We start from the raw sequence: 23559 nt of genomic DNA, 5'->3' as shown, positions 1-23559 counted from the left end.
GGCTCAGACCGCGGCGACCGGAACCTCTCGGCTCGCACCCGCCTGCTCGAACTGCGTCCGGTGCAACTCCTCGTACCGTCCGGCCGCGGCCAGCAGCTCGGTGTGGGTGCCCTGCTCGACGATCTGCCCGTCCTCGATCACGAGGATCTGGTCGGCCGCCCGGATAGTGGAGAGCCGGTGCGCGATCACCACAGCCGTCCGGCCATCGAGCGCCTCGGCCAACGCCGCCTGCACCGCGGCCTCCGACGTCGAGTCGAGCGCCGCAGTCGCCTCGTCCAGCAGCACCACCCGCGGCTGCGCAAGCAGCAGACGGGCGATCGTCAGCCGCTGCCGCTCACCACCGGACAGCCGGTATCCGCGCTCACCAACGACCGTGTCCAGCCCATCAGGCAGCGACCGGATCAAGTCGCCAAGGCGTGCTCGCGTCAGGGCTTCCCACAGGTCGTCCTCGGTGGCCTCGGGCCGTGCGAGCAGCAAGTTCTCCCGGATGGAGTCGTGGAACAGGTGACCGTCCTGGGTCACCATCCCGAGCGTGTCCCGCAGCGATTCCGCCGTCACATCGCGGACGTCGACTCCGCCGAGCTTCACCGAGCCCTCGTCCACGTCGTACAGGCGGGGGATCAGTTGGGCGATGGTCGACTTGCCGGCGCCGGAGGATCCGACCAGCGCGACCATCTGGCCGGCCTCGGCCCTGAACGAGATGCCGTGCAGTACTTCGACACCGCCGCGGGTGTCGAGCTTGGCCACCTCTTCCAGCGAGGCCAGCGACACCTTGTCCGCCGACGGATAGGCGAACCGGACGTTCTCGAACTCGACCGACACCGGCCCAGGCGGAACCACACCGGCGTCCGGCTTGTCCTTGATCAGCGGCTCGAGGTCGAGGATCTCGAAGACCCGCTCGAAGCTGACCAGAGCGGTCATCACCTCGAGGCGAGCGCTCGCCAGCGCGGTCAGCGGCGAGTAGAGCCGCGTCAGCAGCAGAGCCATCGCGACTACCGTCCCCGCGTCGAGCTGATCGCGGAGCGCGTAGAACCCACCCAGCCCGTAGACCACAGCCAGGGCCAGCGCCGAGACCAGCGTCAGCGAGGTGACGAAGACCCACTGCACCATCGCGGTCCGTACGCCGATGTCGCGCACCCGCCGGGCCCGGACGGCGAACTCGTGCGACTCGCGCACCGGCCGCCCGAAGAGCTTGACCAGCGTCGCGCCCGGGGCCGAGAACCGCTCGGTCATCTGGGTGCTCATGGTCGCGTTGTAGTTGGCCGCCTCGCGCTCCAGCGCGGCGAGCCGGTTGCCGATCCGGCGGGCCGGGATGACGAAGACCGGCAGAATCACCAGGGCGAGCAGGGTGATCTGCCAGGACATCCGCAGCATCACGAACAGGGTGAGCAGCAGCATCACCAGGTTGCTCACGACGCCGGACAGCGTGTCGCTGAACGCGCGCTGGGCGCCGATCACGTCGTTGTTCAGCCGGGAGACGAGCGCGCCCGTGCGGGTCCGGGTGAAGAAGGCGATCGGCATCTTCTGGATGTGGTCGAACACCGCGGTGCGCAGATCGAGGATCAGCCCCTCACCGATCCCGGCGCTCAGCCAGCGAGTGACCAGGCCGAGGCCGGCCTCGGCGACGGCGATCAGCGCGATCACCCCGGCCAGCCAGAGCAGGACGCTGAGCTCCTGCCCCTTGACGATCGCGTCCACCACGCGGCCGGCCAGCACCGGCGTCGCGACGGCGAGGATCGCGCCGGCGACGCTGAGCAGCAGGAAGAAGATCAGGTGCCGCCGGTGCGGGCGCGCGAAGGCCAGGATCCGCAGCAGCGTCTCCTTCGAGAACGGCCGCTTCTCGTCCTGTCTGTGCATGGCGTGGTACATCGAGGTCCACGCGGTCATTTCCATACTCACGGCGTTGCTCCGGTGTCGAGGACGAGGGACGACCGATGATCCTCTGGACCACCGACAGTTTCTGACCGTAGAACCTCAACACAACTAGAGGTCAAGCTTCCCCACCCTCACTGAGTACGCTGTACGAAGTAACTGCGGGAGTATAACCAGACCGGGGAGGATCGCGCACATGGTTCAGGAGTACAGCGGCAGTGGTGACCCGGCGAAGAGCCTCGAACTGCTCTGGGGGATCCAGGCGAAACCGACCCGGGGGCCCAAGCCCGCGCTGACCGTCGGCAGGATCGTCACGGCCGCGCTCCGGATCGCCGACGCGGAGGGGCTCGCCGCGATGTCGATCCGCCGGGTCGCCGACGAGCTCGGCGTTGGAGCGATGACCCTGTACCGGTACGTGCCCGGCAAAGGCGAGCTGATCGACGTCATGCTCGACACCGTGTACCGCGAACTGCCGCTGCGCGAGGTCGACGGGGACTGGCGGGCAAAACTCGACGAGGTCGCCCGGGAGAGCCGGGAGATGTACCTGAAGCACCCCTGGCTGCTCCAGGTCGCGGTGAGCCGGCCGCCGCTCGGGCCGGGCGTGATGGCGAAGTACGAGTACGAACTGAGTGCGGTCGAGGGGATCGGCCTGACCGATGTCGAGATGGATGCCGCGGTCGCTCTGGTCAACGGGTACGTCCACGGCGCAGTGCGGAGTGCCGTGGAGGCGGCTCAGGTGATACGGAGCTCGGGGATCACCGACAAGGAGTGGTGGGAGGCCCACGAGCCGTTGCTCGACAAGATCGGCGACACGAAGAAGTTCCCGCTGGCCAGCCGGGTCGGGACGACGGTCGGGCAGGAGTTCGACGCGCCGTACGACTCGAGCCATGCTTTCGAGTTCGGGCTGGCCCGGGTGCTGGACGGGATCGCGGCACTACTGAAAGATCGGTAAATGCAGTTGTGAGTGAGTACTCACTCAGTTAGCCTCGATCGGGTGAGCCCACGAGCTACCCCCATGCCGCCCGACGAGCGCCGCGCCGCGCTGGTCCAGGCGACCCTGCCGTTGCTGGAGAAGTACGGCGTCGACGTGAGCACCCGGCAGATCGCCGAGGCCGCCGGCGTCGCGGAGGGCACGATCTTCCGTGCCTTCGGCAGCAAGGAGGCGCTGATCAAGGCCACCTTCAAGACGGCGTTCGACGTCGAGCCGCTGATCGAGGCGCTCGGCAAGATCGACCGGGAGCTCCCGTTGCGGGAGCGGCTGATCGTCGCCGTCGACATCTCCCAGGCCCGGTTGAGCAAGGTCTTCAAACTCTTCTTCGCGCTGCGGATGAACCGGCGGCCGGACTTCGAGGGTACTCCCGAGGAACAGGCCCGGGCCAAGGCCGACAACGCCCGCGCCGACGAGGTCTTCACCGACCTGCTCCGGCCGGACGCCGACCAGTTGCGGCTGACGCCGGAAGAGGTCTGTCACCGGATGCGGCTGATCATCTTCTCCGCCTCCCACCCAATGATTTCGGCCGGTCGGATGCTGACCGCCGAGGAGATCGTCGACTTCGCGCTCGACGGTGTCCGAATCCACGACTCCGGGGATCGCTGATGCTACTTCGCCTGCTGCGTACGCACTTACGCCCGTACGCCGGCAACCTGTCCATGGTGGTCGTCCTGCAACTGATCGGGACGATCGCCTCCCTCTACCTGCCCAGCCTGAACGCCGACATCATCGACAACGGCGTCGCCAAGGGCGACACCGGCTACATCGTCGGTACCGGCGGCTGGATGCTGGGCATCAGCCTGGTCCAGATCATCTGCACCGTCGCGGCGGTCTACTTCGGTGCGAAGACCGCCGCGCTGTTCGGCCGGGACGTGCGCGCCGCGGTGTTCCACCGCGTCGGCGAGTTCTCGGCCCGCGAGGTGAACCAGTTCGGTGCGCCGACGCTGATCTCTCGCAGTACCAACGACGTCACCCAGGTGCAGATGCTGGTGGTGACGACCTGCACGATGCTGGTCGCCGCGCCGATCACGATGGTCGGCGGCATCATCATGGCGGTCCGCGAGGACGTCGGCCTGTCCTGGCTGGTGGCCGTTGCCGTACCGTTGCTGGCGGCATCGATCGGCCTGATCGCCAGCCGGATGGTGCCGCAGTTCCGCAAGATGCAGACGAACATCGACGCGGTCAACCGGGTACTGCGCGAGCAGATCACCGGCATCCGGGTGGTCCGGGCGTTCGTCCGCGAGCCGCACGAGACCGAGCGTTTCGGCCAGGCGAACACCGATGTCACCGACACCGCGATCCGGGCCGGCCGGCTGATGGCGCTGGTCTTCCCGGTGGTGATGCTGATCCTGAACCTGTCGACGATCGCCGTGCTGTGGTTCGGCGCCTCCCGCGTCAACGACGGCGCGATGCAGGTCGGCGCATTGACCGCCTTCATCAGCTACCTGATCCAGATCCTGTTCTCGGTGATGATGGCGACCTTCGTGATGATCATGGTGCCGCGGGCCGCGGTCTGCGCGGACCGGATCAGCGAGGTGCTGAACACCGAGTCCTCGGTCCGCCCGCCGGCCACCCCGATCCGGAAGTTCGCCGGCACCGGCGAGCTGGTCTTCGACAACGCCTCCTTCCAGTACCCCGGCGCCGCCGAGCCCGTACTGCGGGACGTCAGCTTCACCGCGTCGCGGGGCCAGACAACCGCCATCATCGGCAGCACCGGCGCGGGGAAGACCACTCTGCTCTCGCTGGTCCCGCGACTCTTCGACGCCACCGGCGGACGGGTACTCGTGGACGGCGTCGACGTACGGGAGATCGATCCTGAGTTGTTGTGGGAGCGGATCGGTCTGGTGCCACAGCGGCCGTACCTGTTCTCCGGCACGGTGGCCAGCAACCTGCGCTACGGCAACCCCGACGCCACCGACGAGGAACTCTGGGAAGCGCTGGAAATTGCCCAGGGCAAGGACTTTGTCGAGGGCATGGCGCTCGGACTCGAGGCACCGATCTCGCAGGGCGGCACCAACGTGTCCGGCGGTCAGCGGCAACGGCTCGCGATCGCCCGGGCACTGGTCCGCAAGCCACAGATCTTCCTGTTCGACGACTCGTTCTCCGCGCTCGACCTGTCCACCGACGCGCGACTGCGCGCCGCGCTGGCGCCGGTGACCGCCGAGGCCTGTGTGGTGATCGTCGCCCAGCGGGTGTCCACGATCATCGACGCCGACCAGATCATCGTGCTCGAGGACGGCGCGATCGTCGGCAAGGGCAACCATCACGAACTACTCGAGACCTGTCCGACGTACGTCGAGATCGTGGAGTCCCAGCGGTCCGCGGAGGAAGCAGCATGACGGATCAGAAGCTGGACCAGGCACCCGGCGAAGACCAGCCGGCCCCGACGGTCAAGGCGGTCGATCGCCCGACCACCGGACGCGCGTTCGGCCCGCCCGGCGGTATCCCCGGCGACAAGTCGATGAACTTCGGCCCGTCCGCGAAGCGGCTGCTGCGGCGGTTGCGCCCGCACCGGTTCCAGGTCTTCGGAGTGATCCTGCTCGCGATCGCGAGCGTCGGGCTGTCCGTGCTCGGGCCGAAGATTCTCGGCCGGGCGACCGACATCATCTTCGCCGGCGCGATCGGCAAGGACCTGCCGAAGGACCTGACCAAGCAGCAGGTGATCGACCAGGCCAGGGCGTCCGGGAACGGCCGGCTCGCGGACCTGCTCGGCGGGATCGACCTGATCCCGGGCGTCGGCATCGACTTCGATGCCCTGCGCAACGTGTTGCTCCTGGTCCTGGCCCTGTACGCCGGGTCGTTCCTGCTCTCCTGGATCCAGGGCTACATCCTCAACGGCGTCGTCCAGCGGACCGTGTTCGAGCTGCGGTCCGACGTCGAGGACAAGCTCAACCGGCTGCCGCTGAGCTACTTCGACGGTGCGCCGCGCGGTGAGCTGCTGAGCCGGGTCACCAACGACATCGACAACATCTCGTCCAGCCTGCAGCAGACCCTGAGCCAGTTGCTCACCTCGCTGCTGACGGTGATCGGCGTGGTCACGCTGATGTTCGTGATCTCGCCGGTGCTGGCGCTGATCGCGCTGGTCACGATCCCGATCTCGATGATCCTGACGGCGGCGATCGCGAAACGGTCGCAGACCCGGTTCGTCGACCAGTGGCGGCACACCGGCGCGCTGAACGGCCAGATCGAGGAGGCCTTCACCGGCCACGAGCTGGTCAAGGTGTTCGGCCGGCAGAAGGAGATCGAGGCGAGCTTCGCGGAGAAGAACGAGCAGCTGTACCAGGCCTCGTTCGGGGCGCAGTTCATCTCCGGGCTGATCATGCCGTCGATGATGTTCATCGGGAACCTGAACTACGTGGTGATCGCCGTGATCGGTGGTCTCCGGGTGGCGTCGGGCACGATGTCGCTGGGTGACGTCCAGGCGTTCATCCAGTACTCCCGCCAGTTCACCCAGCCGCTCACCCAGGTGGCGTCGATGGCGAACCTGCTGCAGTCGGGCGTGGCCTCGGCCGAGCGGGTGTTCGAAGTACTGGATGCGACCGAGCAGGTGCCCGACGAGCCGACGCCGGCGAAGCTGTCGGAGTCGCACGGCCGGGTCGAGTTCGAGCACGTGTCGTTCTCCTACACGCCGGACAAGCCGCTGATCACCGACCTGAGCCTGGTCGCCGAACCGGGCCAGACGGTCGCGATCGTCGGGCCGACCGGCGCGGGCAAGACGACGCTGGTCAACCTGATCATGCGGTTCTACGAATTGAACGACGGCCGGATCACGCTGGACGGCGTCGACATCACCGAACTGACCCGGCACGACCTGCGCCGGCGGATCGGGATGGTGCTGCAGGACACCTGGCTGTTCGGCGGGACGATTCGCGACAACATCCTCTACGGCAACCTGAACGCGACCGAGGAGGACATGCTCGCCGCGGCCAAGGCGACGTACGTGGATCGCTTCGTGCACAGCCTGCCGGACGGCTACGACACGGTGATCGACGAGGAAGGCAGCAACGTCAGCGCCGGTGAGAAGCAACTGCTCACCATCGCCCGTGCCTTCCTGTCCGACCCACAGCTGCTGATCCTCGACGAGGCAACCAGCTCGGTCGACACCCGAACCGAAGTACTGGTCCAGCGCGCGATGGCAGCCCTCCGCTCGGACCGCACCAGCTTCGTGATCGCCCACCGCCTGTCCACCATCCGCGACGCCGACCTGATCCTCGTGATGGAGTCCGGCTCGATCGTCGAACAAGGCAACCACCACCAACTACTGGCAGCCAACGGCGCCTACGCCCGCCTCTACAACGCCCAGTTCAGCGGCGCGGTAGTAGACATCGACGAGGAGAACGCAGCAGCCCCGGTACCAGCAGGCCCCCCAGCCCGCTGACCGCATGGGCGGGGACGCCAACCCGGCGTCCTCGCCCACGGCCTTGTACTACGTACTTCTCGGCTACTGCTCGCTGGTGACTAGCTCCGGGCGGAGCGCCAGGAGGACGCCCAGGGTGGCGTAGCCGATTAGCAGGTGGCCCCCGCCGACCCACCGCGCCGAGGCATCGCCGAAAATGATGACGGCTGGCATCGTCACGAAGACCCAGCTCTCCGCCACCAAGGGCCACCAACGGAGTAGGCCTCGCCAGCGGGCGGTGATGGCCAGTTTGATGCCGATGACCATCATGCCGATCATCGACAGGGGCCAGCAGATGTCGAGGATGAGCAGCCAGCCGGCATCCTGGAGATTCTCCGGCAGGATGCCGTGCAGCAGCGACCAGATGCTCGCCACGCCCAGGATCACTGCCTCGACCTTGAGCATCGCGACCGCGGGCCGGGACAGGCCCGTCGCGCGGGTCCGGTACTGCACGGTCAGCAGACAGAACAGCCCGAGCTGGAACGCGAGACCAGTCAGGTCGTTGATCCGCTCGGCCGCCCCCTCGCTGACCGATTCGAACGCGAAGATGCACGCCGCCCAGGTCAGCGTGCCGGCGGTCAGACCGAGGCCGAGCCGTTTGATCCGGGCGTGGTCCAGCGTCGCCCCCGAGCCGGACCCGGGATCGGTGACGTCGGTCCTGGCCCGCGCCGGTGTTTCCGTCATGACGGTTCCTTCCTCCCCTGGAGCACACGTCGTACCCCCTGGACGAAGACCCTGCGGCCGGCGGCGACCCGAGCGGCAGGGGCATCAGGCCCCCGTGGTGTCCCGAAGATCGCGGGACAACTGACCCGAGACGGCGGGACACGGTGTGGGTGACAATGCAACGGTGACGGAGGCGGGGGAGTCGCGGGTGCCCGCGCGCAGGGGATGGGGGCCGGTCGCGATGGCGCTCGCCGCCGTGGCGCTGGCTGTCCTGACGGTGCTGCTCGACCTGCGGAACCGTGGCGGCGTACCGGCTGCGGCTGAACTCGACTCAGGGTGGGCTTCCGTCCTGTCCGGGCTCGCTCAGACCCTGCCCGGGGTGCTGTTGCTGCATCGCCTGCCACGCCATCCGATCGCCTGGATACTCACTCTTTCCGGCCTGGTGTGGATCGTCGACGGATTCGCCTCCAGTTGGGCGGCGTACGCGATCTACACCTCGCCGGGTCTGCCCGGCGCCGCGGCGGCGTACTGGTTCTACTCGCGGTTCGGCGCGGTCCTCTTGCTGGGCTTGCCGCTGCTGATCCTGCTCTTCCCGGACGGTCGGCTGGTCACCGCGCGGTTCTGGCGTTGGCTGTCGGTCATCAGCCTGGCACTGACCGCGCTCCTGCCGGTGCTGCTGGTGGTCGTGCCGATGTCCGTGATGATCCGGTACCACGGTGCCGCGTTGCCGCCGGAGGTCACTCGGCTGGCGGTCGATCCGTTCAGCATCCACCTCCCGTACGGCGTCTGGGAGTCACTGCTCCGGATCGCCTATGTGGCCGTGATCGCGAGCCTGGTGGTCCCGTTCGCCGTCACGGTGCACCGGTATCGCGCCGCGTCCCGGGAACGGCGCGCCCAGATCCGCTGGCTGATGTGGGCCGCGCTGGTGGACATGTTCCTGCTGTTCGTTCCGGTGGAGAACCCGCCGGCGGTGCCCGCGATCCTGTTCGGCACCGCGATCGCCCTCACCTCCGCCGCGATCGTCGGCGCGGTCACCAAGCACCGGTTGTACGCCATCGATCGGTTGCTGTCGGCCACTTTCCTCTACGGCTTGCTCGCGGTCCTGGTCGTCGCGGTGGATCTCGCCGTGTTCGCGCTGGCGGGCGGGGTACTCGGCGAGCGCGATGCCGCCCTCGCCGCGATTGCGGTAGTGGCCGTGGTCTACGCGCCGCTGCGGAGCCGTCTCTGGCGAGCGGTACGCCGGTTGGCTCGCGGTTCGCGGGACGACCCGTACTCGACGGTGTCGACGCTCGCGGAACGACTCGAGTCCGCGGCCGACCCCGACGAACAGTTGCGGGCGGTCGCTCGGACACTGGCCGACGCGTTCAAACTGCCCTACGTACGAGTCGAGATCGAGCGCTCCTCCGGAGGGCGGGCGATCGTGACGCACGGGACCGAGTCCGGTCCGACGATCGCGCTTCCCGTCCGGTACCGCGGCGAGTCGGTCGGGCGGCTCGTGCTGTGCCCGGGGGATGGGACGGCCTTGTCCGACAGGGATCAGAGGTTGCTGGGTGATCTGGTGCGGCAGGCGGCGGCCGCTGCCCGGGCGAGCGAGCTGAGCACCGAGTTGCAGCGCGGCCGGAGCCGGCTGGTGGCCGCGCGGGAAGAGGAGCGGCGCCGGATCCGGCGGGATCTGCACGACAGCCTCGGTCCCGGCCTGGGTGCGGTGGCGCTGCGGATCGAGACCGCCCGGAACCTTGCCGGGTCCGCACCCGAGCAGGCTGATGAGATGCTCGAACAGGCAACGGCTGAGGTTGCGGCCGCTCTGGCTGACGTCCGGCGGCTGGTGCACGACCTTCGGCCGCCCGCGTTGGACGAGCTCGGGTTGGTCCGGGCGATCGAGCAACAGGCCGAGCGGTTCCGGCTGGGTGGTCTCCAGGTCCAGGTGGAGGCCTCGCCGTTGGGTGCGTTGCCGGCGGGGGTCGAGGTGGCGGCGTACCGGATCGCTTCGGAGGCGCTGACCAATGTGGCCAGGCATGCGGCCGCGTCGCGGTGCGACATCGCGCTGCGACTGACCGACGGGCCGGCGCTGGAATTGTCCGTGCAGGATGACGGGATCGGAATCGCCGAGGAGGTGGTGGCGGGAGTGGGCATGCTGTCGTTGCGAGAACGGGCCGTGGAACTCGGGGGAGAGTGCAGCGTGACCAGCCCGGCGGGCGGCGGCACCGTAGTACGGGTTCGGCTGCCGCTGGACGCAGTACCGGAGGTGGCTCGTGTCTGAGGTCGTGCGGGTGATGCTGGTCGACGATCACCCTGTCTACCGGGACGGTCTGGCCGCTCTGCTGGGATCGCTCGACGGGGTGGAGGTGGTCGGGACGGCCGCAGACGGACTGGAAGCTGTTGACCGGGCCGCTGATCTGCAGCCGGACGTGGTGGTGATGGACGTGCAGATGCCGGGACTGGACGGCATCGAGGCGACCCGGCGGCTCACCACCGACAGTCCGCACATCGGCGTGGTCATCCTGACGATGGCCGAGGAGGACCAGACGTTGTTCGCCGCGATGCGGGCGGGCGCTCGTGGTTACCTGTTGAAGGGTGCCAACCAGACGGAGATTCTGCGCGCGATCACCGCGGTCGCACGCGGCGAGGCGATCTTCGGGCCGGCGCTGGCCCGGCGGGTGGCCGAGTTCTTCGCCGGTGCTCCGGTGGCGACCGGGCCCGCCGCCTTCCCCCAACTCACCGATCGGGAGCGGCAGGTGCTCGCACTGGTCGCGGCCGGGCGATCGAACGCCCAGATCGCGTCCGAGCTCTTCCTGTCACCGAAGACGGTCCGCAACAACGTGTCGAACATCTTCGCCAAGCTGCACGTGGCCGACCGGGCCGAGGCGATCATCCGCGCCCGCGACGCGGGCCTCGGTCGCTGACCTGCCGACGCTGGGTCGGGCTCGCCTCGGCCTACTTGCGCAGGCCCTGGGATCAGCCGCGGGCCAAGCGGCGGACGGCCAGTTCCGCGAGCAGGGCGGCGGCGTTGGGCAGGACCGAGTCGTCGAAGTCGGCCAACGGGGAGTGGTTGTCGGCGGCGTCCGCGGGGACCGGAGCGCCGCAGGCGCTGAGGTTGACGTAGGCGCCGGGGACCTCGTTGAGGACGTAGGACATGTCCTCGGCGCCGCACTCGGCGTGCGCCCGCTCCCGGTACTGGTCGGTGCCGAACAGGTCGACGATCGCCTGGCGGGCGAACACGTACTCCTTCTCGTCGTTGACCGTGACCGGGTAGCCGACCCGGTACTCGACCTCCGCCGTCAACCCGTGCGCGGCCGCGATGCCCTCGACGAGTCGCGGTGCGGCGACCTGCATCTTCGCTCGTGACTCGGCCGAGAAGCTCCGGACGGTCGCGTCGAAGAACGCGTCGTCCGGGATGATGTTCTCCTTCGTGCCACCGGCGATCTTGCCGACCGTCAGCACCACCGGGTCGAACACGTCGAACTGCCGCGTCACCATCGTCTGCAGCGCGACGACGATCTCGCACAGCACCGGGATCGGGTCCTTGCCGTTGAACGGCTCCGAGCCGTGCGCGCCCTCACCGACCACCCGCACGCTGAGCTGATCGGCGGCCGCCATCAACGGGCCGGCCTTGCTGCTCCACATGCCGAGCGGGTCGCCCGCCGACTGGACGTGCAGACAGTACGCCGAATCGACCCGCCGCCCGGCGATCTCCAACAGCCCTTCGCGGATCATGATCGGCGCCCCACCGGTGGTCTCCTCACCGGGCTGGAACATGAACACCACATCGCCCGCGAGCTGGTCGCGCATTTCGTGCAGGATCTTCACCGCACCGACCAGCCCGGCGACATGGAGATCGTGGCCGCAGGCATGCATTAGCCCGGGATGCGTCGACTTGTAAGCCACGTCGACGCGTTCCGTCACGGGCAGCGCGTCCATGTCGCCGCGCAGCAGGACGACCGGCCCCGGGCCGGCTCCGCCGCGGAGTACGGCGGTGACTGAGGACAACTCCTTGCCCAGGGTGATCTCCAGATCGAGCCCTTCGAGCGCCGCCAGGATCAGCGCCTGCGTCTTGGGCAGCTCGAGATCGTACTCCGGGACCATGTGCAGGGCCCGGCGGAGTTCGATAATGCTGTCGCCGTACCTGGCTGCTAGCTCGAGCGTGCTCGTCATGCGGTTCCCTTCGGGGCGAGGTTGAGGGCCGACATGACCCGCTGGGCACTGCCGCCGAGCTCGAGCAGCTCGACCAGGTCGAGCCAGCGCTCGGGATCACGAACCTGGGTCGGCATCGTTGCGTCGAAGCTGCCGACCGGAGCGTCCTTGGCGACCGCGACGACCTTGGGTGCGACGTCGAGGTAGTCGCTTGCGTCGAGGATCTTGCGCTTGACGCCCGGCGCCATCGGCGTCGTCGGGTCGGCCGCCGCTGTCCGGATCGCGGCCAGATCGCCGTACGCCGTGACGAGCGAGGCGGCCGTCTTCTCGCCGACCCCCTTGACGCCGGGCAGCCCGTCGGACGCGTCGCCGCGCAGGGTCGCGAAGTCGGCGTACCGGTTGGCGGGGATCTGGTACTTCGCCAGCAGCGCCTTCTCGTCGTACACCTCGGCGCGACCGACCCCCTTGGCCGCGGTGTAGACGATCCGGATGCCGCGTGCGTCGTCGATCAGCTGGAACAGGTCCCGGTCGCCGGTGACGACGTCGACGGGCATCGTCGCGCGGTGGCTGAGCGTGCCGATGACGTCGTCGGCCTCGTGGTCGGGTGCGCCGACAATGGCGATGCCGAGGGCTTCGAGGCAGGCGCGGATGTACGGCACCTGGATCTCCAGCCGGTCCGGCACGTCCTCGACCTGGTCCCCGCCCGCGGTGACGAACTCGACCCGCTGCGCCTTGTACGACGGAATCAGCGCGACCCGCCACGACGGCCGCCAGTTGTCGTCCCAGCAGGCGACCAGATGGGTCGGGTGGTGGTTCTCGACCAGGCGGGCGATGAAGTCCAGCAGCCCGCGGATCGCGTTGGTCGGCGTACCGTCGGCAGCCTTCATCGTGTCGGGGACACCGAAGAAGGCCCGGAAATACAGTGACGCGGTGTCGAGCAACATCAACCTGTCAGCCATGGCGAGATGCTTTCACATGCAGGTGGTAGTTTGCCGCCTGCCCTTGCCCTGCGTAGCCGGCGAGCGGGTGAACCTGCGCTTGCTCCCCCCGCCGCGAGATGGCCACTGCATCGCCTTCGACCCGACGCGGAGGTGCTGCGCCCCGCGTTACTGGCTAACTGGTCGCAAGCCTGTCGGTTGAACTTTCGTTCCTCAGAAGGGCGGGATCCAGCTTTTCGGCTGTTGTCGGAGCCCGGCTGGCCTCGAAGTGCTGTGAATCTGCCGCTGCCGCTGCGGAGCGCGCTGCCTCAAGCCTTGCGGATGATGAAAGCGTGGGGTCTTGGTCAGACCCGACAAGCCTGCGAAACTGCTGATTGGTGGTTTCAACGTGGTGGGGGAGTTATGGATCCGTTATATATCGTAGAACTAGACGTGGCATCCGAGCCGGCGGGGGCGAGTGATTGCGGCGACGTGTACAGCCGGCTGAAGGACCATGTGGCGACATGGCTCTCGCGTAATACAGAGATCTCGGTGAGGCGAGATATCTTCGAGGAAGCAGGAAGCCTCTCTCTTCCGGTGACATCCGGTGAATATGTTACGGATCGGTTGGTCAACTGGACCGTAGCTAACTCGACATCTCTTGAGGCTACTAGAATTCGAGTGTCTCAACCACTGGCCGCAGGGCTCGGTGCAACATTCGTAACCGAGTTGACGGCGATCCGGGACGAAAATCACGCTGCCCTCCATGTTTCCATGGGAAGAGACAGTACCGGCGGGATTCTTACTCCGACTCCAGTCGAGCAAGTGCGACGGCCAGGTATCGTGCGCATGGTCGCCACCGATGAATCGCTTATCTGTAGCTATCGGGGACAACGCATCGATGGTCGCTACATCTGGATTCAAAAAGACACCGTGGCCGTTTTGCGCGATGCCCTTCAGCAGAGCAACCGGCTCCCGTTGGTAGTCGTCGATGCCGGAGCAGGTGAGGTTCCGAAGCGGTTCGCCGTCGAGGCCGCGCGCGAACTCGTCGGCATGAGTCAGGTTGTGCTGGCGACCCGGGGTGCGCTGCATGAACTTGACGATTTGCTGCTGGGTAGTGGGGCTCGTGTTCCTGCCGGAGGGGCGCGTCTGATCTGGCCCGATCTTGGCGCGTGGCACCCGGCATGGCTCGAGGAGAGGTTGACGGCGCTTCGTAAGACCGTGAATCAGATGTTGCGGACGATCGCGCCGCTCTCAGTTGTAGCCCGCGGGCACTCTGTCTTGTGGCGGATGGCCACCAAAGCGGCTGCATTGGAGCGGGAGCAGCAGTTTGCGGCGCAACTCACTGAGGCGGAGGCGCAGGGTGACAGTCAGACTGAGATCAGTGCCTTGAAGTTGCGCGTAGCTGATCTCTCGCATGAGAACTCGGTGTGGATCGACGAGATAACACGCCTGGAGGCGGACAACGAGTCACTCAAGAAGGAGGCGGCGTCGTCCCGGTACTGGCGGGAAGTTGTTCTTTCGTCACAGGTGAACAGTCAGGCACCTACCGGGGTCAGTTGGGCGACGGCGCCGGATTGTGATGAAGAACTCGATGATCTGGCCGCGTTCTTGTCGAAAAATACGCAGGATGCGATCATGTTCACGCACAACGCAATAAAGTCCTGGAAGCGCAGTCGCTACCCGTTCCCGGCTGTGATGCAGGAGACGCTCGTCCGACTTGCTCAAGCCGCGCTCGCCTGGCGCGAGGGCAACTGCAGGATAGACGGCATAATGTTAGATGACTGGTTCCGAACTCAATGGTCACTGGCGATGTCGGCGACCGACAAGGGCCTTGAGCAGGTCGGGAAAGACAAATTCAAGCTAAATGAGATCGAGTACTCTCGTGCGCCACACATCAAAATTGATGACAATACCGCTCCGAGTCAGGTGGGCCGGGTCTACTTCGCAATGGATTCGGATGCTCGTCGTTTTATCGTCGATCACGTTGGTCTGAAATTGTACGGCCTCTGACCTTGGCGTGGGCTTTGGCGGCGTCTCTCGCCAGCATCCTTCGGGGCGACTGAGACGTCGGGCTGTCGTGCTGGAGCCTGCGGTGAGGGGTGCATGCGCAGGAATGGACGCAGTACTCGCCAAAGGCTCGCTCAGAGTAGGGTCGGCGCATGGAGGACCTGGATCGCAAGATCGTGGCGTTGCTCGCCTCGGACGGCAGGATGAGCTTCACCGACCTGGGGAAGGCGACCGGGTTGTCGACGTCGGCGGTGCACCAGCGGGTCAAGCGGCTGGAGCAGCGGGGGATCATCCAGGGGTACGCGGCAACGATCGACCACACCGCGCTCGACCTGCCGCTGACGGCGCTGATCTCGATCCGCCCGATCGACCCGTCCCAGCCGGACGACTCGCCGGAGCGCCTGCGGGACGTCCGCGAGATCGAGTCCTGCTACTCGGTGGCCGGCGATTCCAGCTACGTGCTGATCGTCCGAGTGGCGACCCCGGCCGCCCTGGAAAACCTCCTCGCCGTGATCCGAGCCCGCGCCAACGTCTCCACCACCACAACAATCGTCCTCAGCACCCCGTACGAACGCCGCCCACCCGCGCTCTGACCGGAAAAGATTCCCCACACCGGCGCCCACGCACGCTCGTGAGGCCGAGCAGCTTGCTGGCTGGAGATCCCATGCCGGCGCCACGTTCGCTCCTGCGTCGCTCACACGGCGCTGGCTCCCACCCGCCCCCAGGGCGCTCCTTCGTCGCGCGAAGGCGAGAGTAGGCACCCCGGTTTGGCGCGATCTCGGGGCGCGGGAGCGGCGAACCGGTGAGGTCGTCGGCTTTCGGCGATCCTCGCCGCGGAGCCGGCCTCGGCACGGTCGGAGGGTCAGCAAGCTCCCGACCTGTGCCAGAAGCTGTTCGACCTGGCCGGAAGGTGCGGAAACTCGTCACAGACCGACTGCGAGACTGGCACCGCCGAGCTCGACGCCTTGACGAGGAGCCGGCAACGACGGGGTGATCCACGCGAGCCGCGTTCGTAAGCCAGCGAGTCCGACTGTTGTTGCGCCGACCGACAGGACATAGTCCCCGAGCGTGCGGTCGGCACCTGGTGACCATCGCCGGGCGTGTGCCCGACTGCTGACCACAGCACCTGTCTAGTCGCGGAGGTATTCGGCTCGCCAGCGGTAGAGGGTTGGGTCGTTGGGGCTGGGGGAGCGGTCGACCTCGATCAGGCGGAGGTCTGAGGTGGCGAAGGCGTCGATGGCGGCTCGGGTCAGGGGCCAGGGTGGGCCCTCGATTGCGTCGTCCGGTGTGTTGTCGTCGCGGGCGGCGGCGATCACCAGGAGTGTGCCGCCGGCACGGACGAACTCGCCGACCTGCTTGGTGACCTCGGGCTGCAGTGAGATCGGCAGCGCCTGGACGGTGTAGATCTCCACGACGAGGTCGAACGCGCGATGCCAGTCGCCAGGCGGATTCAGCAGGTCCGCGACCTGGTACTCCACCTTCGAGTCCGGATGGTTGCGCCGGGCGGTCTCGACCGCGGTCGGGGAGATGTCGAAGGCGGTGGTGCTGTAGCCCTGGTCGGCGACGAGCTCCGCGTCCCAGCCGGTCCCCGCGCCGACCACGAGCGCCCGTCGGCCCTCACCGGAGGGCGCTGCCGACTCGATCCATGAGGTCAGCAACGGATGAGCGGCACCGCGATCCCAGGGGACAACGGCCGCGCCGTCGGAGGCAGCGGAGTACAGGCGTTCGAACCAGCCGGTCGGGTCGTTCTGCCGCAGTGACTCGTTCGCCAGGCGGCGGGTTTCGAGCTCGGGGTCTGGCTCGACGGGTTCACTGGTCATCGATCGGTCCTTCGCTGGGTTGATGGATCGCGCGGACAGCCTGGACAGTGTCCACTTCCGCCGGGGTCTTGTCCTCGCGGTAGCGCACCACCCGGGCGAACCGCAAAGCCATCCCGCCCGGATAGCGGGTCGACGTCTGGACACCGTCGAACGCGATCTCCACGACGATCTCGGGGCGCAGATACACGGTGTACTCGTCGCGGCTGACCTCGAGCTGCTGGAACCGCTCGGTCTGCCAGCGCAGCAGCTCGTCGGTCAGCCCTTTGAACGTCTTGCCGAGCATCACGAACTCGCCGGTCTCCTCGTCGCGCGCCCCCAGATGCAGGTTCGACAACCAGCCGGTACGCCGTCCGTGCCCCCACTCCGCCGCGAGCACGATCAGGTCGAGGGTGTGTGTCTGTTTCACCTTCACCCATCCGGACCCGCGCCGGCCGGCCTCGTAGGGCACCGAGAGCGACTTCACCATGACGCCCTCATGACCGCGCTTCACCGCGTCGTCGAAGAACGCCTCACCCGCGGCGGCGTCCTCGGTCACGAACCGCGGGATGCGACGCTCCTCGGGCACCACCGTGCTCAGCCACTCGTGCCGCTCGGTGGAGTCGAGCCCAAGCAGGTCATGGCCGTCGAGGTGCAGGATGTCGAAGAAGTACGGCGTCAGCGGGACCGTCTCGGGTCCGGTCGCGGCGCGCGTCGCAGTACGGGAGCCGGTGACCTGGAAGGCTTCTGGGCGGCCGTCGGGTCGGAGGGCGATCAGCTCGCCGTCGAGCACGATCTGCTCGGCCTTGAGCTCGCGCACCGCGGTGACCACCTCGGGCACCCGGCTGGTGATGTCGTCCAGGGTGCGCGTGTAGACGACGACCTGGTCGCCGTTGCGATGCGCCTGGATACGGATCCCGTCCAGCTTCCACTCGATCGCGGCGGGCGTGCCAGTCTTCGCGAGGGCTTCGGCGATGGTGGTCGCCGACTGCGCCAGCATCGGCTGCACCCCACGGCCGACCTCGAGCCCGAACTGGTCGAGCCCTGCCTCGCCTTCGGTCAGTACGGCGACCGCGACCGGCGCGGCCGCGCCACGCAGCATGGTCGCCGCGCGGATCTTCTCCAGCGGGATCCCGGTCGCCTTGCCGACCGCGTCGGCCATCACGCCGTCGAGGGCGCCCTGCCGCAACTCGCCACCGACCAGCAAGCGCAGGAATCGCTGCTCCTCCGCGGTCGCCCGGCCGAAGAGCGCGTCGACAGCCTCCCGCCGCTTCGCCTGCGACCCGGCACCGGCGAACAACGACAGCTCGGCGAAGGCTTGATCGACCTCTTCGATCGTCAATGAAGGCGTCGCAGCGGGTGCGGGCGCGTCCGCCAGTGTCCGCCAGCCCACGCCGGTCCGCCGCTGGCGAAGCTCGCCGGACAGATAAGTCACCACGATCTCGGTCTCCACCGGGTCGGTCGCGGTGGTGAGCAGCGTGGCGATCAGATCGGCCTTGGCGCGGCGCGACCTGGTCTGACTCAGCGAGGTCGACGTGGCGACCACATCTGCGAGCAACATGGGTCCAGTCTCACCCACGCCACCGACAGTTTTTCGGCGACACAGCTGTCACGGTGCGGGCGACACACAGCTGTCACGGTGCCGGCGGCAGGTCGTCGAGGAAGGCGGCCGACGGGGTGAAGAACAGCGTGCCGGTGACGGCGGTGGAGAAGTCCAGGATGCGGTCGTAGTTGCCCTCGGGCTCGCCGCAAAACATCCGGCGCAGCATCAGCTCGGTCACACCGGGGTCCTTGGCGTAGCCGATGAAGTAGGTACCGAACTCCTGGCTGCCGATCGAGCCGAACGGCATGTTGTCGCGCAGGATCTGCAGCTCGTTGCCGTCCGCGTCCTCGACGACCGTCAGGGCGATGTGCGAGTTCGAGGGCTTCACCTCGTCGCGCAACTCGATGTCCTCGAGCTTCGTCCGGCCGATCACCCGCTCCTGCTGCTCGACGGTCAACGCGTTCCAGGCTGTCATGTCGTGCAGGTACTTCTGCACGATCACGTAGCTCCCGCCCGCGAACTCCGGATCCTCGGCACCGATCAGGACCGCGTCGTCGGCCTCGGTGCCGGTCGGGTTCTCGGTGCCGTCGACGAAGCCGAGCAGGTCGCGCATCTCGAAGTACTTGAAGCCGTGGACCTCGTCGACCACGGTCGCGGCCGGGCCGAGCTGCTTCATGATCTGCTGGGCCAGCTCGAAACACATGTCCAGCTGTCCGGCGCGGATGTGGAACAGCAGATCACCGGGAGTCGAGACGGCCTTGTGCTTGGCGCCCTTCAGCTCGACGAAGGGGTGGAGCGCGGCGGGACGGGGTCCGCTGAACAACCGGTCCCAGACGTCCGAGCCGATGCTGGTGACGCAGGACAGATTGCCGGCCGGCACCCGGAACCCGACCGCCCTGGTCAGTCCGGAGACCCCCTCGAGCAACTCGCGCGCCGCCTGCTCACCGCCGGGCTCGATCCGTACGACGAGGAAGATCGCCGAACCCGTCAGCGGAGTGAGCACGGCCTGCGGGAGGGCGCGCGTCGATGCTGTCGGCCCAGGGGTCGGATCGGTCACCATCGCGCAACTCTTTCATGTCAGGAGGTGGGTCGCATCAGGCGGTCCAGGTAGGCGGTGAGGAGGGCTTCGCGGAGGCGTGGCGGAGCGATGTCGAGGAGGGCGTTCACCGGGGCCATGCGGTCGGGGAGGGTTTCGGCGGTGCCCAGGCCGGCTAGTTCGAGGAGTCCGTCGAAGGCGGCGTCGTCGAGGAGGGCAGGGTCGATCGCTTGAGCTGCTTCGGCCAATTCGGGGGCGATCTGGACAGGGCCGGCTGTCTGGGCTGCGGCAACTGACTGACGGACAGCTGTGATCAGGTCGTCGAGGCGGGGTGCGGTTGCGGCGCTCATGGACAGGTGGAGCGAAGCCGGCTGGTCGCGGAAGGAGAGTTGCGGCTGGACGAACCAGCCGCGGGCACCGAGTTCATCAGCGATCGTGAAGACGTCCGCGCGTTCGTCGCTACGCAAGGCGATGAGCGTCGTGGCCGGGCGCGCAAGCAGTGTGAAGCCGTCCACCGACTCGGCTGCTTCGGCCAGGCGCAGCGTCGCGTCGTACGACGTACGGGCGAGGCGTTGGTAGCCGTCGTCACCGATGTGCTGGATGACGGCCCACGCGGCGGCCAGGGGTGCACCCGACTTGGTCGATTGCGTTGTCGAGTTGAGCATCGTGTACCCAGGCCAGTCGGCGTGAGCGAAGTACTGCGCCCGCCGAAGCTCGGGCGTCCGATGCAGCAGAATCGACGCACCCTTCGGCGTGTAGGCGTACTTGTGCAAATCCACCGAAATGCTCGTCACCCCCGGTACTGCGAAGTCGAACGGCGCGACCTCGACGCCATCGGCCCGCAGATACGGCAGCAGCCACCCGCCGATGCAAGCGTCGACATGGCACCGGATACCCCGAGCACTGGCCACCTCGGCGATCGCGGGGACCGGATCGACGACCCCATGCGCGTACGACGGCGCGCTCGCCACCATGAGCACGGTGCTGTCGTCGCAAGCAGCCGCCATCGCCTCCGGCCTGGCCTCGTACGTCGCTGGGTCGACGTCGACCACGATCGCGCGCACCCCGAAGTAGTGAGCGGCCTTGTGGAACGCGGCATGCGCAGTACTCGGCAAGACCATGCTCGGCTGTGCCACTCCAGGCGACGCGTCACGTGCGGTCTGGACGGCCAGCAAGATCGACTCGGTACCACCCGACGTCACGGTGCCGACCGCGTCGTCGCGCTGCAGCAGGCGAGCGGCCCAGCCGACCAGCTCGTTCTCCAAGGTGCGCATGCTGGGAAACACGGTGGGGTCGAGGCCGTTCGTCGCGCCGTACAGGGCGAGCGCCTGCCGGCCGATCTCGTCCGCCTCGGCCAAGCCGGAGTCGTAGACATAGGCCAGCGTGCTGCCGCCGTGGGTCGGCAGATCGCCTTGCTGCAAGGCGCGCAGTCGGGCCAGTACGTCGCTCATCGAGCCTCCAGAACCTCGTCGGCGGTCAGCCGGTAGCGCCGCAGCGCGAAGAAGCTGACGGCGATCAGCAAAGCAGGGACCACGGACATTCCGATCACGATCGCCGTCAACGCCGAGTCCGGCTGGACGGCGTCGCGGTTGGTCGAGGAAACATAGCCGCCGGCGGCGAGCACCAACGCGTACAGACCTGGGCCGAGCGCGAGGCCGAGCGTCTCGCCGGCCGTCCAGATGCCGGTGAAGACGCCGGCTCGACGGATCCCGCTGCGGGCGGCGTCCACTGCAGCGACGTCGGGCAGCATCGCGAGCGGGAACACCTGTACGCCGGTGAAGCCGATCCCGACGATGGCTGTGGCGAGGTAGAAGCACCACGTCGGCACATGCTGGGCAGCGCTGAGGCTGATCGCACCGAGCCCGAGCACGGTCGAGGCGATGAGGAAGCCCTGCTTCTTGCCGCGTTTGTTGCCGATGGCAAGCCACAGCGGGCTGACCACGAGCGCGGGCCCGACCACGCAGACGAAGGCGATGGTGGCGGCGCCGGGATCTCGCAGTACGTAGCGGGCGAGGTAGTCGATGCCGGCGAGCATCGTGCCGATGGCGAGAGCTTGCAGGACGAGCGTGCTGAGCAGCCGGCGGAAGTCGGCGGCTTGGGCGACCACGCGGAGTTGCTCACGCAGGGTTCCGGTGGTCTCGCGGGGAGGGCCGATGGGGGCGGTGCGCGTTCCGTAGTACGCGCCGACGGTGCCGATCGCGAGGAGGACGGCGACGGTGAGGCCCATCGCGCGGTACCCGTCCCGCCCGCCGATCGCGTCGCGGATGGCGGGCGCGCTGCCGCCGCTGACCAGGATCGCGATCGTCAGCACGGCGACTCGCCAGCTCATCAACCGAGTGCGTTCGGCGTAGTCGTCGGTGAGCTCGGCGGGCATCGCGACGTACGGGACCTGGAAGAACGCGTACGCCGTCGCGCAACCGATGAACGCGATCAGCACCCAAGTGGCGTCGAACAGTTTCGAACCCAGATCCGGTACTGCGAACAGGAGGGCGAAGCAGATCGCGAGGGTGAGGCCACCGCGGAGCAGGAACGGGCGGCGCGGGCCTCGCGGCGACTGGTGGCGATCTGAGATCCGACCGGCGACCGGGTTGAGCACCACGTCGAGCGCTTTGGGCAACAAGACGATCGCCCCGGCGGTGGCCGCGGCGATCCCGAGAGTGTCGGTCAGATACGGCAACAGCAACAACCCTGGCACGGTCGCGAAGGATCCGGTCGCTACCGAACCCAGCGCATACCCCACCCGAACGCGAACTCCCACCCCACCCATCGGCACAGCATGCCAGCCCGAAGCGAGGAAGTGGGGGCGGTTGGCGGGATCGTGGGTGGGTGGCTTTTGGGGGACTCTCATAGAGTCTGGCCATGGATCCCCACCTGGACCCGCCCGACGCGGACCCAACGCCGGCCGACCCGCCACCCACGCGGTCACCATGGCCCGCACCCGGGCAACCATCCGCCGAACAGCCGTCTACCGGGGGTTGGCAGGCACCTGGGCAACCGGTGCCGCCGCCGTACGGGCAGCCTGGGCAGCCGCAGTACGGGCAGCCGCCGCCGTATGGGCAGCCGGGGGTTCCGGTGCCGTACGGGCAAGCTGGTGGGCCGCCGCCGTACGGACAGCCAGGGCCTCCGCCGTACGGACAGCCGATGCCACCGCCGTACGGGCAGCCGGGGATCCCGCCGTATCCGCAGTACGGGGTGCCGTATCAGGCTGTGAAGCGGCCGTTGGAGGTGGCGCCTGCTGGGACGCCGTATCACCGGTTGGCGCGGACTCCCGGGCATCGGTGGTGGAGGCCGCTCCTGGGGACGCTGCTGCTGGCGATCTTTGCGATCGGTGCCACTCTGATCGTGGTGATGGCCTGGGAGGTCGCGCACGCGGCGATCACCGGCGACTTCGCCGAGCCGGAAGGCCCGAACTCACTCTTCGACAACCCGACCGAGGACATCGCGGTCAACCTGCTGATGCTGGGCATCCTCACCCCGGTCGTGCTCCTGACGGTCCGGCTGATCCAGCGCCGTCCCGCGTTCAGCGTCGCCTCGGTCCTGCTGAAGATCCGCTGGCGCTGGATGTTGCTGTGCTGCCTTCCTGGTCTGCTCTACCTGGTCGTGAGCGTCGCCCTAGGCAGCGCCTTCGACGCGCTCTTCCCGAACGTCGACACCGGACCCGAGGTCGCCGAGGACGGTACGTTCATCGGCTGGGCCAAGTTCGTCGTACCGGCGCTGGTCATCCTCCTGCTGGTCCCGTTCCAGTCGGCCGCCGAGGAGTTCGTGTTCCGCGGCTGGCTGGTCCAGGCAGTGGGTGCGTACGGTCCGGACAACACCGACGGCAAGCCCTTCGTCCAGACGATCAAGCGACTGTTCCGCTCGCCCTGGCCGGCGCTGGTGGTGAGCAGCATCGCGTTCGTCTTCGGGCACGGCTACACCGGCTGGGCGATGGCCGATGTCTTCCTGTTCGCGATGACCGTCGGCTGGTTGACGATCCGGACCGGGGGACTGGAGAGCGGCATCGCGCTGCACACCGTCAACAACGTGATCGCGTTCATGCTGCCCGCGGCCATCGGAGATCTGGACAGCTGGGCCGACCAGGGCGGCGCCCCCTGGCCCGTGTTCGTGCTCGACGTTCCCGCCATCGCCCTGTACGCCGTCACTGTGCTCTGGCTGGCCAAACGTCAGAAGATCGCCCGCGTCAGCTGATCCGGGCGCCGGAAAA

Annotated in this window: 18 protein-coding genes; 9 read left to right on the top strand and 9 right to left on the bottom strand. The window is 67.8% G+C overall.

The features are described from left to right. Nucleotides 1–3: 3 nt before the first annotated feature. The gene (locus AB0F51_RS05455; protein ID WP_360274596.1) at nucleotides 4–1887 is read right to left on the bottom strand and encodes an ABC transporter ATP-binding protein; all 1884 of its coding nucleotides are present in this window, start codon (nucleotides 1885–1887) and stop codon (nucleotides 4–6) included. A 181-nt stretch (nucleotides 1888–2068) separates the two neighbouring features. Between AB0F51_RS05455 and AB0F51_RS05450 the strand changes: the two genes are divergently transcribed. Genes AB0F51_RS05450 through AB0F51_RS05435 form a run of 4 tightly spaced genes read left to right on the top strand, consistent with a single transcriptional unit; the run spans nucleotide 2069 to nucleotide 7241 of the window. After that, on the top strand, nucleotides 2069–2824 hold the full coding sequence (locus AB0F51_RS05450; RefSeq protein WP_360274372.1) for a TetR/AcrR family transcriptional regulator: 756 nt from the start codon (nucleotides 2069–2071) through the stop codon (nucleotides 2822–2824). A 42-nt stretch (nucleotides 2825–2866) separates the two neighbouring features. Then, nucleotides 2867–3469: a TetR/AcrR family transcriptional regulator gene (locus AB0F51_RS05445; protein WP_360274369.1), complete on the top strand. Its 603-nt coding sequence runs from the start codon at nucleotides 2867–2869 to the stop codon at nucleotides 3467–3469. Beyond that, nucleotides 3469–5202, top strand: coding sequence for an ABC transporter ATP-binding protein (locus AB0F51_RS05440; RefSeq protein ID WP_360274366.1), 1734 nt, complete (start codon nucleotides 3469–3471; stop codon nucleotides 5200–5202). The genes AB0F51_RS05445 and AB0F51_RS05440 overlap by 1 nt, the downstream gene beginning before the upstream one ends. Further along, nucleotides 5199–7241, top strand: a complete 2043-nt coding sequence (locus tag AB0F51_RS05435; RefSeq protein WP_360274363.1) for an ABC transporter ATP-binding protein — start codon at nucleotides 5199–5201, stop codon at nucleotides 7239–7241. Before AB0F51_RS05440 ends, AB0F51_RS05435 begins: the two co-directional genes overlap by 4 nt. Nucleotides 7242–7304: 63 nt before the next feature. Here AB0F51_RS05435 and AB0F51_RS05430 read toward each other — a convergent pair whose 3' ends face one another. Then, nucleotides 7305–7943, bottom strand: coding sequence for a hypothetical protein (locus AB0F51_RS05430; protein WP_360274360.1), 639 nt, complete (start codon nucleotides 7941–7943; stop codon nucleotides 7305–7307). Nucleotides 7944–8106: 163 nt separating this feature from the next. Between AB0F51_RS05430 and AB0F51_RS05425 the strand changes: the two genes are divergently transcribed. Together AB0F51_RS05425 and AB0F51_RS05420 are read left to right on the top strand one after the other, a co-directional pair. Beyond that, a complete protein-coding gene (locus AB0F51_RS05425; RefSeq protein ID WP_360274357.1) occupies nucleotides 8107–10182 on the top strand; it encodes a sensor histidine kinase in 2076 nt (691 codons plus the stop codon). Continuing rightward, a complete protein-coding gene (locus AB0F51_RS05420) occupies nucleotides 10175–10825 on the top strand; it encodes a response regulator transcription factor (protein WP_360274354.1) in 651 nt (216 codons plus the stop codon). The genes AB0F51_RS05425 and AB0F51_RS05420 overlap by 8 nt, the downstream gene beginning before the upstream one ends. A gap of 52 nt (nucleotides 10826–10877) precedes the next feature. On the opposite strand, the gene AB0F51_RS05415 is transcribed toward AB0F51_RS05420, so the two are convergent. Both AB0F51_RS05415 and AB0F51_RS05410 read right to left on the bottom strand, forming a co-directional pair. Continuing rightward, entirely contained in the window at nucleotides 10878–12074 is a 1197-nt protein-coding gene (locus AB0F51_RS05415) for a M20 family metallopeptidase (protein WP_360274351.1), read from the bottom strand. Continuing rightward, a complete protein-coding gene (locus AB0F51_RS05410; RefSeq protein ID WP_360274593.1) occupies nucleotides 12071–12997 on the bottom strand; it encodes a 5'-3' exonuclease H3TH domain-containing protein in 927 nt (308 codons plus the stop codon). The genes AB0F51_RS05415 and AB0F51_RS05410 overlap by 4 nt, the downstream gene beginning before the upstream one ends. A 267-nt stretch (nucleotides 12998–13264) precedes the next feature. Between AB0F51_RS05410 and AB0F51_RS05405 the strand changes: the two genes are divergently transcribed. Together AB0F51_RS05405 and AB0F51_RS05400 are read left to right on the top strand one after the other, a co-directional pair. Beyond that, nucleotides 13265–14983 (top strand): hypothetical protein, encoded by a 1719-nt coding sequence (locus AB0F51_RS05405; RefSeq protein ID WP_360274348.1) that lies wholly within the window; start codon nucleotides 13265–13267, stop codon nucleotides 14981–14983. Between the two features lie 149 nt (nucleotides 14984–15132). After that, nucleotides 15133–15573, top strand: coding sequence for an Lrp/AsnC family transcriptional regulator (locus AB0F51_RS05400; protein ID WP_360274345.1), 441 nt, complete (start codon nucleotides 15133–15135; stop codon nucleotides 15571–15573). A 537-nt stretch (nucleotides 15574–16110) separates the two neighbouring features. Here AB0F51_RS05400 and AB0F51_RS05395 read toward each other — a convergent pair. The 5 genes from AB0F51_RS05395 to AB0F51_RS05375 form a co-directional block, all read right to left on the bottom strand. Beyond that, a complete protein-coding gene (locus AB0F51_RS05395) occupies nucleotides 16111–16800 on the bottom strand; it encodes a class I SAM-dependent methyltransferase (RefSeq protein ID WP_360274342.1) in 690 nt (229 codons plus the stop codon). Beyond that, nucleotides 16790–18337, bottom strand: a complete 1548-nt coding sequence (locus tag AB0F51_RS05390) for an ATP-dependent DNA ligase (protein ID WP_360274339.1) — start codon at nucleotides 18335–18337, stop codon at nucleotides 16790–16792. Before AB0F51_RS05390 ends, AB0F51_RS05395 begins: the two co-directional genes overlap by 11 nt. 73 nt (nucleotides 18338–18410) lie before the next feature. Continuing rightward, nucleotides 18411–19379, bottom strand: a complete 969-nt coding sequence (locus tag AB0F51_RS05385; protein ID WP_360274336.1) for a Dyp-type peroxidase — start codon at nucleotides 19377–19379, stop codon at nucleotides 18411–18413. A 17-nt stretch (nucleotides 19380–19396) separates the two neighbouring features. Continuing rightward, the gene (locus AB0F51_RS05380; RefSeq protein WP_360274333.1) at nucleotides 19397–20806 is read right to left on the bottom strand and encodes an aminotransferase class V-fold PLP-dependent enzyme; all 1410 of its coding nucleotides are present in this window, start codon (nucleotides 20804–20806) and stop codon (nucleotides 19397–19399) included. Next, nucleotides 20803–22122: an MFS transporter gene (locus AB0F51_RS05375; RefSeq protein ID WP_360274330.1), complete on the bottom strand. Its 1320-nt coding sequence runs from the start codon at nucleotides 22120–22122 to the stop codon at nucleotides 20803–20805. The genes AB0F51_RS05380 and AB0F51_RS05375 overlap by 4 nt, the downstream gene beginning before the upstream one ends. Before the next feature lie 92 nt (nucleotides 22123–22214). Between AB0F51_RS05375 and AB0F51_RS05370 the strand changes: the two genes are divergently transcribed. Then, nucleotides 22215–23543 carry a CPBP family intramembrane glutamic endopeptidase gene (locus AB0F51_RS05370; protein ID WP_360274327.1) on the top strand — a complete coding sequence of 443 codons (1329 nt, stop codon included), beginning with the start codon at nucleotides 22215–22217 and terminating at the stop codon, nucleotides 23541–23543. Nucleotides 23544–23559: the final 16 nt, after the last annotated feature.

The sequence above is a fragment of the Kribbella sp. NPDC023855 genome (assembly GCF_040639475.1).
Classification (GTDB): Bacteria; Actinomycetota; Actinomycetes; order Propionibacteriales; family Kribbellaceae; genus Kribbella.
This window is presented reverse-complemented; position numbering and strand designations above follow the sequence as displayed.

Bases quoted from the DNA above. Each gene is read 5' to 3' on its own strand.
- AB0F51_RS05455 (WP_360274596.1), bottom strand. From the start codon at position 1,887: ATGACCGCGTGGACCTCGATGTACCACGCCATGCACAGACAGGACGAG.
- AB0F51_RS05450 (WP_360274372.1), top strand. From the start codon at position 2,069: ATGGTTCAGGAGTACAGCGGCAGTGGTGACCCGGCGAAGAGCCTCGAA.
- AB0F51_RS05440 (WP_360274366.1), top strand. From the start codon at position 3,469: ATGCTACTTCGCCTGCTGCGTACGCACTTACGCCCGTACGCCGGCAAC.
- AB0F51_RS05435 (WP_360274363.1), top strand. From the start codon at position 5,199: ATGACGGATCAGAAGCTGGACCAGGCACCCGGCGAAGACCAGCCGGCC.
- AB0F51_RS05430 (WP_360274360.1), bottom strand. From the start codon at position 7,943: ATGACGGAAACACCGGCGCGGGCCAGGACCGACGTCACCGATCCCGGG.
- AB0F51_RS05415 (WP_360274351.1), bottom strand. From the start codon at position 12,074: ATGACGAGCACGCTCGAGCTAGCAGCCAGGTACGGCGACAGCATTATC.
- AB0F51_RS05410 (WP_360274593.1), bottom strand. From the start codon at position 12,997: ATGTTGCTCGACACCGCGTCACTGTATTTCCGGGCCTTCTTCGGTGTC.
- AB0F51_RS05400 (WP_360274345.1), top strand. From the start codon at position 15,133: ATGGAGGACCTGGATCGCAAGATCGTGGCGTTGCTCGCCTCGGACGGC.
- AB0F51_RS05395 (WP_360274342.1), bottom strand. From the start codon at position 16,800: ATGACCAGTGAACCCGTCGAGCCAGACCCCGAGCTCGAAACCCGCCGC.
- AB0F51_RS05390 (WP_360274339.1), bottom strand. From the start codon at position 18,337: ATGTTGCTCGCAGATGTGGTCGCCACGTCGACCTCGCTGAGTCAGACC.
- AB0F51_RS05385 (WP_360274336.1), bottom strand. From the start codon at position 19,379: ATGGTGACCGATCCGACCCCTGGGCCGACAGCATCGACGCGCGCCCTC.
- AB0F51_RS05380 (WP_360274333.1), bottom strand. From the start codon at position 20,806: ATGAGCGACGTACTGGCCCGACTGCGCGCCTTGCAGCAAGGCGATCTG.
- AB0F51_RS05375 (WP_360274330.1), bottom strand. From the start codon at position 22,122: ATGGGTGGGGTGGGAGTTCGCGTTCGGGTGGGGTATGCGCTGGGTTCG.
- AB0F51_RS05370 (WP_360274327.1), top strand. From the start codon at position 22,215: ATGGATCCCCACCTGGACCCGCCCGACGCGGACCCAACGCCGGCCGAC.